This window comes from Halomonas sp. HAL1 (genome assembly GCF_030544485.1).
Classification (GTDB): Bacteria; Pseudomonadota; Gammaproteobacteria; order Pseudomonadales; family Halomonadaceae; genus Vreelandella; species Vreelandella arctica.
Map to the genome: position 1 here is coordinate 2,800,564 of NZ_CP130610.1, position 14,943 is coordinate 2,815,506.

Annotated in this window: 15 protein-coding genes; 11 read left to right on the forward strand and 4 right to left on the reverse strand. The window is 54.1% G+C overall.

Features of this window, described 5'->3' with window-relative positions:
* Window positions 1-150: 150 nt before the first annotated feature.
* From Q3Y66_RS13155 to Q3Y66_RS13165, 3 genes are all read left to right on the forward strand, one after another.
* Window positions 151-1,338: a TauD/TfdA family dioxygenase gene (locus Q3Y66_RS13155; protein ID WP_008958963.1), complete on the forward strand. Its 1,188-nt coding sequence runs from the start codon at window positions 151-153 to the stop codon at window positions 1,336-1,338.
* 87 nt (window positions 1,339-1,425) lie between these two features.
* Window positions 1,426-2,364 carry an ABC transporter substrate-binding protein gene (locus Q3Y66_RS13160; RefSeq protein WP_008958962.1) on the forward strand — a complete coding sequence of 313 codons (939 nt, stop codon included), beginning with the start codon at window positions 1,426-1,428 and terminating at the stop codon, window positions 2,362-2,364.
* A gap of 77 nt (window positions 2,365-2,441) precedes the next feature.
* Window positions 2,442-3,164 carry a TVP38/TMEM64 family protein gene (locus Q3Y66_RS13165; protein ID WP_008958961.1) on the forward strand — a complete coding sequence of 241 codons (723 nt, stop codon included), beginning with the start codon at window positions 2,442-2,444 and terminating at the stop codon, window positions 3,162-3,164.
* Here Q3Y66_RS13165 and Q3Y66_RS13170 read toward each other — a convergent pair.
* A complete protein-coding gene (locus Q3Y66_RS13170) occupies window positions 3,146-5,392 on the reverse strand; it encodes a glycosyltransferase (RefSeq protein WP_008958960.1) in 2,247 nt (748 codons plus the stop codon). The genes Q3Y66_RS13165 and Q3Y66_RS13170 overlap by 19 nt on opposite strands.
* A 109-nt stretch (window positions 5,393-5,501) precedes the next feature.
* Window positions 5,502-5,930 carry a secondary thiamine-phosphate synthase enzyme YjbQ gene (locus tag Q3Y66_RS13175; protein WP_008958959.1) on the reverse strand — a complete coding sequence of 143 codons (429 nt, stop codon included), beginning with the start codon at window positions 5,928-5,930 and terminating at the stop codon, window positions 5,502-5,504.
* A 140-nt stretch (window positions 5,931-6,070) separates the two neighbouring features.
* Between Q3Y66_RS13175 and Q3Y66_RS13180 the strand changes: the two genes are divergently transcribed.
* Window positions 6,071-6,607: a lipocalin family protein gene (locus Q3Y66_RS13180; RefSeq protein ID WP_008958958.1), complete on the forward strand. Its 537-nt coding sequence runs from the start codon at window positions 6,071-6,073 to the stop codon at window positions 6,605-6,607.
* Here the strand turns inward: Q3Y66_RS13180 and Q3Y66_RS13185 are convergent, their stop codons facing one another.
* Window positions 6,608-7,534 carry a LysR family transcriptional regulator gene (locus Q3Y66_RS13185; RefSeq protein WP_008958957.1) on the reverse strand — a complete coding sequence of 309 codons (927 nt, stop codon included), beginning with the start codon at window positions 7,532-7,534 and terminating at the stop codon, window positions 6,608-6,610.
* A gap of 151 nt (window positions 7,535-7,685) precedes the next feature.
* On the opposite strand from Q3Y66_RS13185, the gene Q3Y66_RS13190 reads away from it, so the two are divergent.
* Both Q3Y66_RS13190 and Q3Y66_RS13195 read left to right on the forward strand, forming a co-directional pair.
* A complete protein-coding gene (locus Q3Y66_RS13190; protein ID WP_008958956.1) occupies window positions 7,686-8,759 on the forward strand; it encodes a tartrate dehydrogenase in 1,074 nt (357 codons plus the stop codon).
* A 159-nt stretch (window positions 8,760-8,918) separates the two neighbouring features.
* Window positions 8,919-9,947 carry an SMP-30/gluconolactonase/LRE family protein gene (locus tag Q3Y66_RS13195; protein ID WP_008958955.1) on the forward strand — a complete coding sequence of 343 codons (1,029 nt, stop codon included), beginning with the start codon at window positions 8,919-8,921 and terminating at the stop codon, window positions 9,945-9,947.
* Between the two features lie 77 nt (window positions 9,948-10,024).
* Here Q3Y66_RS13195 and wrbA read toward each other — a convergent pair whose 3' ends face one another.
* Window positions 10,025-10,624, reverse strand: a complete 600-nt coding sequence (wrbA, locus tag Q3Y66_RS13200) for an NAD(P)H:quinone oxidoreductase (RefSeq protein ID WP_008958954.1) — start codon at window positions 10,622-10,624, stop codon at window positions 10,025-10,027.
* 216 nt (window positions 10,625-10,840) lie between these two features.
* On the opposite strand from wrbA, the gene Q3Y66_RS13205 reads away from it, so the two are divergent.
* The 5 genes from Q3Y66_RS13205 to Q3Y66_RS13225 all read left to right on the forward strand — a co-directional run bounded on the left by Q3Y66_RS13205 (window position 10,841) and on the right by Q3Y66_RS13225 (window position 14,908).
* On the forward strand, window positions 10,841-11,281 hold the full coding sequence (locus Q3Y66_RS13205) for a hemerythrin domain-containing protein (protein WP_008958953.1): 441 nt from the start codon (window positions 10,841-10,843) through the stop codon (window positions 11,279-11,281).
* 199 nt (window positions 11,282-11,480) lie between these two features.
* Window positions 11,481-12,458, forward strand: a complete 978-nt coding sequence (locus Q3Y66_RS13210) for a succinylglutamate desuccinylase (RefSeq protein ID WP_008958951.1) — start codon at window positions 11,481-11,483, stop codon at window positions 12,456-12,458.
* A 228-nt stretch (window positions 12,459-12,686) separates the two neighbouring features.
* Entirely contained in the window at window positions 12,687-13,457 is a 771-nt protein-coding gene (locus tag Q3Y66_RS13215; RefSeq protein WP_008958950.1) for an ABC transporter ATP-binding protein, read from the forward strand.
* A 15-nt stretch (window positions 13,458-13,472) separates the two neighbouring features.
* Window positions 13,473-14,177 (forward strand): ABC transporter permease, encoded by a 705-nt coding sequence (locus Q3Y66_RS13220; protein WP_008958949.1) that lies wholly within the window; start codon window positions 13,473-13,475, stop codon window positions 14,175-14,177.
* Complete coding sequence (locus Q3Y66_RS13225; protein ID WP_008958948.1) at window positions 14,177-14,908, forward strand: ABC transporter permease; 732 nt, start codon at window positions 14,177-14,179, stop codon at window positions 14,906-14,908. Before Q3Y66_RS13220 ends, Q3Y66_RS13225 begins: the two co-directional genes overlap by 1 nt.
* Window positions 14,909-14,943 lie beyond the last annotated feature (35 nt).

Sequence of the window (14,943 nt, forward strand, 5' to 3'; positions counted from 1 at the left end):
AAAAAGAGACCTATAAATAAAATGATGTCTTAGGGGTCAGATTAATCGTTTGTCACTGGCGCTGCTACTCCTCATCCTGGTTAACACTTAAGCACACCCCTAACGCACAGCCATCTGGCTCTGCCGCAAAGGGAGCGATTCGGAGTCATCATGAATAGCGCGGTACAAACGGCAACGATACCAACGACAAATAACGCTCAAGCCCCAGACATGGGCGAATTAACCCCCTACCAAACCGGCCCCGCACTCACTCAGGCAATGCTCACCCAACAAGGTGTTGCACTTGAGTGGCAAGATGGCGAGCAAACCACCCTGCCCCTGCTCTGGCTACGCGATCACTGTGCCTGCCACGCTTGCCGTCATCCGCAGACCCGTGAACGGCTTTACCTGCCGCTTGAAGCGATTTCCGAGCCGCCAACCGTGGCGCTACTGGATGGCCACCTGCATTTGAACTGGCAGGACGGTCACGTTAGTGCATTTCACAGTGGCTGGCTTTATCAGCGTCGCCCAGAGGCGAGCCTTACCTCAGCCGTCCCCAATGCCAAACCGTGGGTCGATAACTTCGCGCCTGAGCGCATAAATCATAGCGACTTCCTCACGCCCCAAGGCGAAAAAGCCTGGTTAACCGCTATGCTGCGCGATGGCCTGGCACTGATCACCGACGGCCCTTTGGTAGAAGAAGAAGTCAGCCGGCTGGCTGAGCGTATTGGCCCACTGCGCGCCACCAATTTTGGTGCCCGCTTTGATGTGCGCTCTAAGCCCAACCCCAATAACGCGGCATATACCGCGGTAGGATTGCCGCTGCATGTCGATTTGCCCAACTGGCAACAACCGCCCGATATTCAGTTGCTCTACTGCCTGCAAAACGAAGCCAGCGGTGGTGAATCGCTATTTGCCGACGGCGCCCGCGTAGTAGAAGCCCTGCGCCAACAAAACCCAGCAGCGCTCGCCATACTCAGCGAAACGCCCATCGACTTTCGCTTTCAGGATGAGAGCCACGATATTTCCATGCGAGCGCCGGTGGTCACGCTGGACAGCGCAGGTAACCTGGTCGAGATGCGCTTGAACAACTGGATTCGCGACGCACTTCATTTACCGGTAGAGCAAATGGATGCTTGGTATAGCGCCTATGCCCTATTGTGGAAGTTATTTCACAGCGAAGCGCACCAGCTGGAGTTCACCCTCCGCCCTGGGCAGATGATTGCGTTTGATAACCGCCGCGTACTGCACGGACGCCGCGAATTCGACCCCAATAGTGGCGCTCGCCATTTACAAGGCACCTATCTAGACCGCGACATGCTGGCCTCACGCCTTCGCGTGCTAGCCCGCAACGTTTAGCGGCTTTCGAGTTTAAGCACCTATCTAGCAACAGCGTTTATCTGACAAGAACACTTATCTGACAAGAACCCCTAGCAAGGAGATCGTATGACACATTTTAAACCTCTCGCCTCGGGCATTGCCCTTGCCACCACTGCACTATTAGCCACGACCGTACAAGCCGATGATCAAACCCTCGATTTCGGCGTACCCTCTTGGCCCGGCATTACGGTTAAAACCGCTATTGCTGAGCAGCTATTGAATCCGCTCGGCTACGAGACCAGCGTCCAGGAAATCGGCCTGCAGGTGATTTATCAGGGTATTGAAAGCGGCGATATAGACGTCTTCCTGGGTGCTTGGCTGCCTGCTCAACGCGAGATGTTCAATCCCCGCAAAGAGTCGGGCGTACTCATTGATGTGGCGAACAATGTCGATGGCGCACAAATGACTCTGGCGGTACCTGAATATCTCTTTGATGACGGCCTGCAAAGCTTTGCCGACCTTGATGACTACCGCGACCAGTTGGGTGGCGAGATTCATGGTTTTGGTGCCGGTTCAGCTGCCAGCGAGATTCTTAACAACGCCATTGATAACGACACCTGGGGACTCGGCGACTGGCAATTAGTCGATACCAGCGAAGTCGCCATGCTTTCCGCCGCACGCAATGCGATCTCCCGGGAAGAGCCGATTGTCTGGGTGGGCTGGACGCCTCACTGGATGAACCTTGAACTGCCGATGCGCTACCTGGAAGATCCCGAAGATCTGTTCGGTGAGAACAACGGCGAAAGCGACGTATTAACCCTTCTGCGCAGTGTCTATGCCGAGGCCAATCCCAACGTCGTGGCGTTCTTTGAGCAATTCACCTTCTCCGCCGAAGAGCAGAGCTGGATGATTCAGGCATTTGGCCAGGAAGAGCGCGATCTTACTGAGGTCGCCGAGCAGTGGATCAATGATCACCCCGAGCGCATTGAAGCCATGCTGGCTGACGTGACCACCACCGACGGTGAGCCCGCCTGGCCGGTGATTGAAGCAGAACTCAACAACTAATCGTTCGCCTAAAAAGCGCCTTCATCCCATCGCACGGCTAGCGTATGCTAGCGCTTTTTTAGTCGATGGGAGTGGGCATGTCGCGAACATTGAGCAAGGGCGTTGGCCTGCTGGTAGCCGTCGTGCTGTTAGGTGCTATGTGGCATTTGCTACAGCGCTACGACCTACTAACCCAGGCGCGCCTGAGCGAGCTGATCGATACCATCCGCCAGTGGCGTAACGCGCCCTGGATGTTTGCGGCGGTGATGGCCGTTTACGCTGGCGCGCTGTTGGTGATGTTTCCGCTTAGCCTACTGGTGGTAGTGACAGGCTTACTGTTTGGCCCAGTATGGGGGCTGGCGTACGCCACGCTCGGTACATTGACTTCATCGGTAGTGTCTTATTGGGTGGGGCACTGGCTAGGTCGAGAGGCGCTGATGCACTATGGCGGCCGTCATTTGCGTGGCCTTTCGGGCTATTTATCCAAGCGTGGCATTCGCACCATGACGGTCATCAACCTGCTGCCCCTCGCCCCGTTCACGCTGACGAATATGCTGGCAGGCGCTTTCCACCTTAAGTTCCGCGATTATATGATCGGCTCCACCCTCGGCATTGTGCCAGGGCTCGCAGCGGTGATTCTTTTGGGTAGCCAGTTAGGCGCCCTTTTCACTGCGGCCTCCACAAAAGAACTCGTGTTGGCAGGCGTAGGGCTTGCCGCTGGCATTGGTCTGCTTGTCGGGCTTAAGTACTATACCAGTCAGCGTCAAGATGCCAACCGGCGCCAAGCAGCCAAAAAACGGCCTCAGCGTGAAGGGGAGTGATACTTAGCGAGCACTTCGGCGTAAAAGGTGGCTACCGCGGTGGCAAAGTTGGCAATATCAAACTCTTCAGCAAAGTGGCTGGCCTGTTTACCCAACTGCTGGCGTAGCTCTTCACTATCTTTTAGCTCGACGACTTTTTGCCCCCACGCCTGACGATTTTGCGGCGTCTTGAAGCCGTTCACCCCCTGGCGCACCACATCATCAATACCACTTGAACGCACCGCCACCACGGGCAAGCCCGCCGACATCGCCTCTAAAATGACCATCCCCTGGGTCTCCGATGTAGAAGCGAATACAAATATATCGCCTAGGTGATAGTAAAGCGCCATTTGATCAGGCGGCACCGCGCCCACTAACGTTACCCGTGCAGCCAGTTTTAAGGTATCGATTTGGTGTTGAATGGCCTCGCGATCTGGCCCATCACCGATGAGCAGCAGATGAAAATCCTCGTGCCCTTGGTTCTGCAGCTCGGCAAGTGCTTCCAGCATAAAGCCAATATTTTTCTCTTTGCTTATCCGCGAGACGCTAATCAATATTTTGCGCGCGGGATCAATCGCTAGCCGCTCACGCAGCGCTTCTAACTCCCCCGCCTCGACATGCGCGAAACGCTCCACATCAATTCCCGTGGGTTGCACCAGCGAGGGCGTTTTAACCCCGATCATGCGGAGATACTCCTCTGCGGAGTAGGTAGGCACGATCACCCCTTGGCAGCGGTTAGAAAAGTGCTTAATCAGAGAGTGCGAGATCAAATTCCGAAAAAGCGCACCAGGTAACGGTACAAAGTGGGCATAGTGCTCCAGGCGAGTGTGATACGTGTAGACCACCGGCACCTTAAGCCGACGCCCCATAAACAGCCCCATGGAACCAAGCCAGAAAGGATGATGAACATGAATCAAATCGGGCTTAAAGGCACGCAGGCAGCGGCGAAAGCGCACACTGAACGGGTTGGTTAAACGGAACTCCCTCTTTTCACCAAACGCCATCAAAGTCGGGATACGTTTGATCGCTTTATCGTCCTGCCATGCGTCACGATAACGGGGCACTAGCAGTTGAATCGAGTGCCCTAAATCACGTAAACCATTGCGCAAACGGTCCACCGACACCGATACGCCAGACACAAACGGAAAGTAATTATTGGATACCATCGCCACTCGAAGTGACTTACCCAGGAAAGGCGTCGGATCAATATCAAAATCGGGATAATAATGGCGGTCTTCAAAAATCAGCCGATATAAACGCAGCGCTAACAGCGTCAGCAAACCAACAATCAGTAAAAAGCGGGTATAGCTGACGTAAAAGAAGGCGTAAACCGTTGATCCAACGCTACTCACTACCCGCCACCAACCGGGGCTATCCACATTTAAACGCACCGGTGCAATGGCGACATTCTCACCTTCTACGTCGACGATAACGTAGTGATGAAAGCTGCTGTCGGCATCAATCAGAATACCGCCCGCACCGCCCGTGGTGACGTAATCCACCCCATTAATCGTCTGCTCTGAAAAGAGCGTTAGGTTAGCGGAGAACACCGTATCAACATCATACTCCTCCGCCAGCGCCATAATGCCTTCGGCCAGCCGGGGGTCATTGAGATAATTGTCGGCTTCAAACAGCGGCGCGTCGCTCACTACGTTGTGCAGCGGCAAACCAATAAACAAAAACCGATGCTGCGCTTCAGATGCAGCCAGTTCCCTGGAAAGCCAATCAAGTTGCCAGGAAGTAGATGACTTGCCCGTACCGTCCAGGAAGATGAAGTGGCTATCGCCCGCAACGAAGGAGTAGAAATGCGGGCCAAAATATTCATAAAACAGGTAACTACCAAAGTCACTGTCTTCTTTATCACCATAGGTTAGCAAGTAAGGCACATTGAGCTGTTCCAAGCTGTGATAGATCGCCTGATAGCTCTCTTGTCGCCCGCCATTAACGGCGTTACCCGCCGAGATAAGAAAATCGATGCCGCCCTGGTTGATGAGCGGCACAATTTCATCTTGAAAGACGCTCACCGAGTTATTGATATTACCGACCACCGCAAAGCGGTAGTCGGTTCGCTCCGTCAATACCTCGCGAATATCCGCCACCTGAAGCGTATGGACTGACTCAAACTCAGGCTCCGCCACGTATAACCAAATTTGGTGCGCAATGAGCACACCCACCAAGGTAAGATTGAGAAAGAAAAACAGCCGCAACCATCGCTGGCGAGAAAGATGAAAAACGGAGCGTCGTGGCATTTAAAAGCGCTTTTTCCATGGTAAATGCAGAATGAACCGCTACTGCAGCGGCTCAAGCCTTAAAACGCCCTAACTATACAGCAACCCCGCGTTCAGGTGATGCCCCAGGTTAACCAGCGTCGCACCCGTTTAGGGTGGCCAATAAACGCCGCGGCCCGGCCTGATGACGATGCTCCCCCAGCCATATGCCCTGCCAGGTGCCCAGCGCTAGGCGACCGTCACGCACGGCCAAGGTGAGCTGAGTGCCCAGCAGGCTGGCGGCCACGTGGGCTGGCATATCATCAGGGCCTTCCAGCGTATGGCGAAAATAGGGCAAGTCTTCCGGCACCAGGCGGCGCAGAAAGGCATCTAAGTCGTGGCGCACATCAGGGTCAGTATTCTCGTTAAGCGTTAACGAGGCGGAGGTGTGCATCAACTGAAGGTGCAGCGTGCCAATATGAACATCGTTTAAACACGGCAGCGCCCTGGCCACGTCATCGGTAATAAGATGGAAACCGCGCGTCATCTCGGGTAAATGAATTTCTTGTTGGCACCACATAAACACTCCTGTGTTTGCTATCTCATTAACGACACGTCATCAGCGTGTCCTTCTTATATGGCAAAATGACGACAGAATGTAACGTCTGATAGTACACAACATAGCCGATCGCCAAAGACTCATCGCCAAGGAGCGCTTAAATGAAACATTTGCTAGGAAGCAGCGTCATCAGTATGGCTTTTCTTACCGGCTGCACCGGCATTCCCGAGGGAACCGAGCCGGTTAGTGACTTTGCATTAGATCGCTACCTGGGCCAATGGTACGAGATAGCGCGCCTGGACCACTCATTTGAGCGTGGCCTTGATTGCGTCACCGCCACTTATAGCCTGCGCGATGACGACGGCGTACGCGTCATCAACCGTGGCTACAACCTGGAAGAGCAAGCGTGGGATGAAGCCGAAGGCCGCGCCTACTTTATTGATGATAAAAATGTGGGCCGTTTGAAAGTGAGCTTTTTTGGCCCCTTTTACGGCGGCTATAACATTCTTGAACTTGACGATGACTACCAGTGGGCGTTGGTAGCGGGACCTAACCGAGACTACCTATGGATACTCTCGCGTACACCGGAAATGGATAGCGCGACGGAGTCCCGCCTGCGCCAGCGTGCAGCGGAGCTGGACTTTCCTACCGATGAACTGATCGATGTCGCCCAGGGCGAAGCCTGCCCTAATCGCTAGTCAGGAAGACTCCGGTAGCGCCGACACCCGCCCCGCCATCTCCTGCTGAACAAAGGCAATAAAAGCACGCAGCCGGGCGGGCACATGCCTGCGCTGCTCATAGACCGCATAGAAGTCCGCTCGTACACTTTGCCAGCCGGGTAGTAGCTCAACTAACGCGCCGCTGGCAAGGTGCTCGTTTACATCCCACCAAGAGCGCAGCATCACGCCATGGCCGTCCAACGCCAAACGGGTAATCACCTCACCATCATTGCTGGCTAACCGGCCACTGACTTTTACCGTTTGCTCCTTTTTGGACGGCTCGCTACGTTCAAAGCGCCATAGCGGAAAATCACTGTCGTTCTCACGAATGACTAGGCAAGCATGCTGCTGCAAATCAGCCGGTATCTGAAGGGGCGAAGAGTGAGCGATATAGCCAGGCGATGCGCAGAGTATGCGTCGATTCGCTAAAATGCGTCGCGCGACTAAACGCGACTCTGGGGGTTCACCCACACGAATGCCGATATCAAAGCCGTGATCGCTTAGGTTGAGCGGAAAGTTGGTGAGCTCTAGCCAGCCCTCCACCTCAGGATGCTCAGCACAAAAACGCGATAGTAACGGCGCAATATGGCGGCGGCCAAAGCCAAACGTCGCGTTAACACGTAACCGACCACTAAGGGCTTGGTTGGAACGTTCACCCAGCGAGCTTTCCAGCTCGGCAAGCTCATCCAAAATGAGCGTACCACGGGCAAGGTAGCGCTCGCCCTCCGCCGTCAGCGTCAACCGCCGAGTGGTACGGGCGGCCAGCTCAACCCCCAAACGCGCTTCTAAAAGCTTCAGCCGCTTACTCACGGCGGAGAGCGATAGCCCCAATTCACGGGCGGTTGCCGTTAAGCTGCCCGCCCGTGCCAGGTGTTGAAAAAACGCCAAATCATCCAGTTGTGCCATACACCCCTTAGCCACTCTTCACTTTTACGCAACAATAGCTTGAATAGTAGCCTGATTATCTCCACCAAAATAGCCGCTACACTTTACTCAGTATTTGCCAGACCCAGTACTTACCAGCAATTGTCAGCCACTAACAAGAGAAGGAAGCACCATGGCTCATCGTATCGCCATTATCGCCGGCGACGGCATTGGTACCGAAGTCATGCCTGAAGGCATTCGTGCCCTCGAGGCAACCGCCAAGCGTTTTAATATCGACCTTGAGTTCACTACTTTTGAGTTTGGTAGCTGCGACTACTACCTCGAACACGGCAAGATGCTGCCGGATGATTGGTTTGAGCAGTTAAAAGGCTTCGATGCACTGTTTTATGGCGCAGTTGGCTGGCCCGATAAAGTACCCGACCATATTTCCCTATGGGGCTCGCTGCTGCAGTTCCGCCGCCAGTTCGATCAGTACATCAACCTGCGCCCCTGCAAGCTGATGCCCGGCATTAAAAGCCCGTTGGCAGGCCGCGAACCCGGCGATATCGATTTCTATGTAGTGCGTGAGAACACCGAGGGCGAGTACTCAAGCGTTGGCGGCAAAATGTTTGAAGGCACCGACCGTGAAGTGGTGATTCAAGACACGGTTATGACCCGCACCGGCGTGGACCGCGTCCTGAAGTACGCCTTTGAACTGGCTCAAACCCGCCCGCGCAAAAAGCTTACTTCTGCCACCAAGTCCAACGGCATTTCCATCACCATGCCGTACTGGGATGAGCGCGTCGTCGAAATGGCGAAGGGCTACCCTGAGATCGCGGTGGATAAATTCCATATCGATATTCTGACCGCCAATTTCGTCCTTCACCCAGACTGGTTCGATGTGGTCGTGGGCAGCAACCTATTCGGCGATATCCTTTCCGACTTGGGCCCCGCCTGCACCGGCACAATCGGCATTGCCCCATCAGCCAACATCAACCCGGAAGGCCACTTCCCCAGCCTGTTTGAGCCGGTACACGGCAGCGCACCGGATATCGCTGGTAAAGGCATCGCCAACCCTATCGGCCAGATCTGGTCCGGCGCCATGATGCTTGAGCACCTTGGCTACAAGGAAGCCGGTGATGCGCTGGTAAGCGCCATTGAGGAAGTGTTGAGCGCAGGCGACAGCCAAGTCCTCACCCGTGACGTGGGTGGCCAAGGCACAACGGAAAGCTTAGGCAAGGCAATTGCTGACGCCATTACGCGCTGACGTTCATCTACTATAGCGATTGTCTGCCCGGCTGAGTCCAACCGGGCAGACAATGTATGTTTTTTACACGTCTATGTTCTACATTTGTCCTGAAGGTGAAGAAAACGTCAGTTTCTCTTCGCTCATAACAACATCAACAAACAAACTCAGGACAATGCTATGAAACTTGGACGCCGTCAGTTTCTCTCGGCAACGGCCGCTCTAGCCGCAGTCGGCACCACCCCCCAGCTGTTTGCCATGCAGGCCTCGCCAGGGCCCGCTCCCGCTCGCTACCCCATTGATGCCTGGAAAGTTGAGGATCAGCGCTTCAGTGACTACATGATTTTTAATAGCCCGCTGGAGCGCCACTGGAGTGGCGGACTATGGACAGAGGGGCCGGCCTGGAATGCCGTGGGCCGTTACGTTGTGTTCAGCGATATCCCCCGAGCCAAGCAGATGCGTTGGGACGAAGCGACTGGTCAGGTCAGCGTTTTAAGAGACAACGTTGGCCACTCTAACGGTAATACCTTTGATCACCAGGGCCGGCTAATTGCTTGCGAGCACTACCCTTCTCGGGTGTTACGCTACGAATGGGATGGCAGCACCACGGTGCTTGCCGAGCGCTATCAAGGCAAGCCACTCAATGCCCCCAATGACGTGGTGGCGCTCCCGTCGGGTGGTGTGATCTTTACCGATCCCGGTTACGGCGCCCACTTCGACTATGAGGGCAAGAAGCGTGATCTGGAACTTGAAACCGCTATCTATTACGTCGATGACAGCCTTGATGAACCTATCCTGCTGGCCGACGATATTTTTAAACCCAACGGTATTGTACTAACACCGGATGGCAAGGGTTTCTACGCCAGTGACAGTGCCCCCACCCATTTTGACGAGCCCGCGCGAATCATTCGCTGGTCGCTTGGCGAAGATGGCAAAAGCGTCAGTGACCGCCAAGTGGTCGTTACCAGCGAAGATACCATTTTCGACGGTATGGCCTGCGACATGGATGGCAATATCTGGTCGAGCGCCAACGGTGGCGAAGGTATTGATGGCGTCGTGGTTTTCTCGCCGGAAGGCACGCTGCTGGGGCGGGTTTTGTTGCCTGAAGTCTGTTCCAATGTATGTTTTGCTGGTGCGAATCGTAACCGGTTATTTATGACCGCCAGCCAATCCGTTTACACCATTTACACCGCTGCACGCGGCGCCTAGCGGTGTCGATATCACCCATAAAAAAAGCCTCGCTGGTCAATGCCAGCGAGGCTTTTACGTTATGAACTACCACTTCATCAGCTAGCTAGTTTAGCCGCTGTCTTGGCGACTAGCTCACCCTGGAAACGAGCAATTTTGAGTTCGCGCTCATCGGGCTGGCGAGAGCCATCGCCGCCAGCGAGGGTCGCAGCGCCGTAAGGCGTGCCGCCACTCACTTTGGAAATATCGAACTGCTCTTCAAGGCCATAACCAATCGGTACAATGATCATGCCGTGGTGAGCCAACGTGGTCCACGTAGAGGTAATGGTCATTTCATCACCACCGCCCGTACCGGTAGACGTAAACACGCTGGCAACTTTGCCGCGAAGTGCGCCGTTAGCCCATAGGCCGCCGGTTTGATCCAGGAAAGTACGCATTTGCCCGGTCATATTGCCGAAGCGGGTTGGCGTACCGAAGATAATCGCATCGTAATCAGCGAGTTCTTGCGGCGTAGCTTCCGGCGTATCGTAATCCTGCTTGCCGCCTGCGTTTTTAAAGGCTTCCGCGGGCATGGTTTCAGGTACGCGCTTAACGGTGACTTCAACGCCGCTGACGCTTTTTGCGCCCTCTGCAACGGCGTGCGCCATCGTATCGATATGACCGTACATGGAGTAATAAAGTACCAGAACCTTTGTCATGGATATCTCCTTAGCGATGTGTGGCTTATAGGTAACTTAGCAGTGCACTGGGCTTTCTCAATAAACAGTACCAACAACATAGCGCACTCAAGCGTAGATAAAAGCGAATGTTTTCGTCTGCGGGCATCGATTTCATCGACGAACGCCAGCTTGCACTTTACGCAAACCCCCACTAGCTTTGGTCTTGCCTACCTAAACGTATCCAAGGAGTCTGGAATGACGATTTTTGAAGCCCTGCGCAAGGATCATGATATTCAGCGTGATCTGCTTGCCCGCTTGATTGAGACTCATGGAGATAGCGACGAGCGCGACTCACTCTACAAGCAAGTGAAAAAAGAACTGCATGGTCATGCCGCAGCCGAAGAGCGCGCTTTCTACATCCCGCTGATGGAAATGGATTTGACCCAGGAAAAGGCTCGTCACAGCGTGGCCGAACATCATGAAATTGATGAGCTTATAGAACTTCTCGATGAAACCGACTACAGCGCCACTAACTGGTTGACCCATGCTAAACAGCTACAGCATTTAGTGACTCACCACCTTGATGAAGAAGAGCAGGAAGTGTTCCAGTTGGCTGGCCGAGGCCTACCAGAGAACCAAAAAACCTCCCTTGCCAGTGAGTATCAGCAGGAAATGGAGCGCCAGCGCTCAGCGTAACTCGACACGCAGCTTGAAAAAGCGCTCATGCATCGCATGGGCGCTTTTTTTGATGCCAGTTCCCTTATGCTTTTCACGAATACGCTGGGCTTTTACATGCGAACGACCTAGTGTCTTGTGACATACGGTTAGCATGGTAATGCTAGGCTCACTTTTTATAACGACAACGACACTAAAAACAGAGACTAAGGAGCTGACAATGCTAGGCCAATGGCTCGACTGGTCGCTTGACGGGCAGCTCCCGGACAAAAAGCAAGGCGTCTTCCCAAGCGGTAGCTACCACTTGTATGCACCGGGCGTTTTGGAGCTCACACCGAATACGGCAAGCCACGCGGCCCACGCGTGCATTTTTTCAGCGGCTATCCACGGTAATGAAACCGCGCCCGTTGAACTGATCGGTGAATGGCTCAGCCGCCTGGAAGCAGGTAGCGCCATACTTGGCGCGCCCGTGCTGGTCATCCTTGGGAACCTACCCGCGCTTAAAGCACAGCAGCGGTTTATGACCACTAACCTGAACCGGCTGTTTAAGCGTGAATTACGCGCTGAAGGCGAAGAGCCGGAACGCGCCCGAGCATTAATGGCCGCCGTGGATGACTTTTACGCCCGCCATTCAGGGCTACCCAAACTGCACTACGACCTACACACCGCCATCCGGGATAGCCGTTATCCCCGCTTCGTTGTCGAACCATTTGCCGACTCCTCTACCGACGCTGAGCAATGGGGGTGGCTCGCCGCTGCGGATATGCAGGCGGTGCTACACCAACATCAGCACAGCTGGACATTCTCCCACTACAGCAAGCACTATCACGCCGCCCAGGCCTTCACGTTTGAATTGGGCCGCGTGGCGCCCTTCGGTCAAAACGATATGGCGTTTCTAAAACCTATGTGTGCCCTGCTCACAGCGTTAAGTGAAGGGCGCTCCCCGGCCCACCAGCCAGCCTCGCAAATGCAGTTTTTTAAGGTACAGCATGAGGTGATTCGCCACTCAGATGACTTTCAGCTCTGTTTTGCCGAAGACACGGCCAACTTCAACCGTTTTGAGCCTGGCACGCTGCTGGCACAAGATGGAGAAGCTGGAGAATTCCGAGTGGGTGATACGCCCCTTTACGTGGTCTTCCCTAACGCAAATGTAGAAGTGGGTGCCCGTGCGGCACTGTTGGTGGCACCGGTTACGTAGGGTTCAGCGTTAAGGCCCTCCAAAAGATCATCCTAGTGTTAGAGAGATTGACAATAATAATGGTGAGGCGATAACAGGCTGCTCGGCGTTGGTACAACCAACGTCGAGTGTTTAATGTGATAAGTAGGGCGCGCATTATGCGTCCAGCCTGATAGAATCGCCCCTTTTTCGCGCCAGCCGCATCAAACCAACCAGTTGCTGCGGCAACTCTGTACTGGAGCCAATGTTATGGCCGCTACGCCTACTCCCCTTGAAGTGCGTAATATTAAAAAACGCTTTGGCGATACGGAAGTTCTGAAAGGTCTCTCACTGCAAGCCCAAAAGGGCGACGTGATTACCATGATTGGTGCCTCTGGGTCGGGTAAAAGTACTTTTTTGCGCTGCATGAACTTGCTTGAACAGCCCGACGATGGCGACCTCATTGTCCACGGCGACCCCATTCGCTTTAAAACCACTAAGCACGGCCGCGAGCCCGAAGATTGGAAGCAGGTGGTACAAATGCGCGCCAAGCTTTCCATGGTTTTCCAAAGCTTCAACCTGTGGGCTCACATGACGCTGCTGGAAAACATCATTGAAGCGCCGATTCACGTACTGAAAAAACCCAAAAAAGAAGCCCTGGAACACGCCCACGCACTGCTCGACCGCGTGGGATTAAGTGCCCGCGCCAATGCCTATCCGGCGCAGATGTCTGGCGGGCAGCAGCAGCGTGGCGCCATTGCGCGGGCGCTGGCGATGGACCCTGAAGTCATGCTGTTTGATGAACCCACCTCCGCCCTTGATCCTGAGTTGGTAGGCGATGTGCTGAAGGTCATGCACGGGCTGGCCGAAGAGGGCCGCACCATGGTGGTTGTCACCCACGAAATGAGTTTCGCCCGTGATGTCTCCAGCCAAGTCATCTACCTTCACCAGGGTTTGGTAGAAGAAGCGGGCCCGCCGGATCAAGTGCTAGGCAACCCGCAATCTCCGCGCCTGCAGCAATTCCTGGCTCCCAAATACTGATCCGCGAGGCTCACCATGATTGATTTGCAAGGTTATGGCCCCCGGCTGATCGAGGGGGCAGGCGTCACCATCCAATTAGCGGTGTTGTCGCTGATTTTAGCGATTATTTTAGGGCTACTGACCGCCAGCGCGAAGATGTCGCGCAACTGGTTAGCTCATCGTCTTGCCACGCTTTACACCACACTTATTCGCGGTGTGCCCGATCTGGTGTTGATGATGCTGTTTTTTTTCGGCGGCCAAATTGGCGTCAACATGATCACCGACTGGCTTTACTACTCGTTCGATATCGATATTTTTATCAATATTAATGCCTTCGTAGCGGGCGTTGTCACCATTGGGCTAATTTTCGGGGCCTATATGGGGGAAACCTTTCGCGGCGCTTTTATGGCGGTCGATAATGGGCAAATCGAAGCAGGTAAAGCCTATGGCATGAGCGATGGGCTGGTTTTTCGTCGCGTCCGTTTTCCGCAGATGATGCGCCATGCGCTGCCCGGCCTTTCCAACAACTGGATGGTATTGCTCAAAACCACAGCACTGGTCTCGGTAATCGGGCTTTCTGATATGGTGCGTGTCGCCTCAGAAGCCTCTAAAGCGACGCGCGAACCTTTCACTTTCATGATTATTGTCGCGCTTATCTATCTGCTCATCGCCAGCGTTTCGGAGTGGATCTTTGCTCGTCTGCAAAAACGCTACAACATTGGCTATGGGGAGGCAGACTAATGACCGCTTTCATGACATGGCTCGAAAATCAGCTTGCCGAGAACAGTATTTTCACGCTGCAAACGCTTTCCTACTATGGCGATGGGCTGACCACCACGGTGCAACTGGTCTTTTTATCGCTGGTCATTGGCTTAATCGCCGCCGTCCCCCTTGCCATTGGGCGTGGTTCAAAACATGCCTGGATTAAGTGGCCTATTTTTGCTTACACCTATGTTTTTCGTGGCACACCGTTACTCATCCAACTCTACCTGATTTATTACGGCGTGGTGTTTGTGGACGGAATCCAAGAAACCTGGCTATGGGTGATACTTGAAGAACCATTCGTTCCAGCACTCATTGCATTTACCCTCAACACCGCCGCCTATACGACCGAGATTTTTCGCGGCGCGATTAAGTCTACCTCGAAAGGTGAAATTGAAGCGGCTCGCGCCTATGGCATGTCACCTCAGCAAACCATGCGGCGCATTATTATCCCCAGCGCTTTTCGTCGCGCCCTACCGGCCTACGGCAACGAAGTTATTTTCATGCTACATGCCAGCGCTATTGCCAGCGTAGTGACGATTATGGATCTGACCGGCGCGGCACGCTTTGTCTATGCGCGTTTTTATGCACCTTTTGACGCATTCTTGTTTGTGGCAGCGATATACCTGTGTTTAACCTTCACCATCCTATATTTCTTTCGTTATCTAGAGAAAAAGTTGCTCGCACATCTACAGCCACAGAACTCCTAGTGTGAAACAAACGTTGGTTTACGAATCATTAAGCG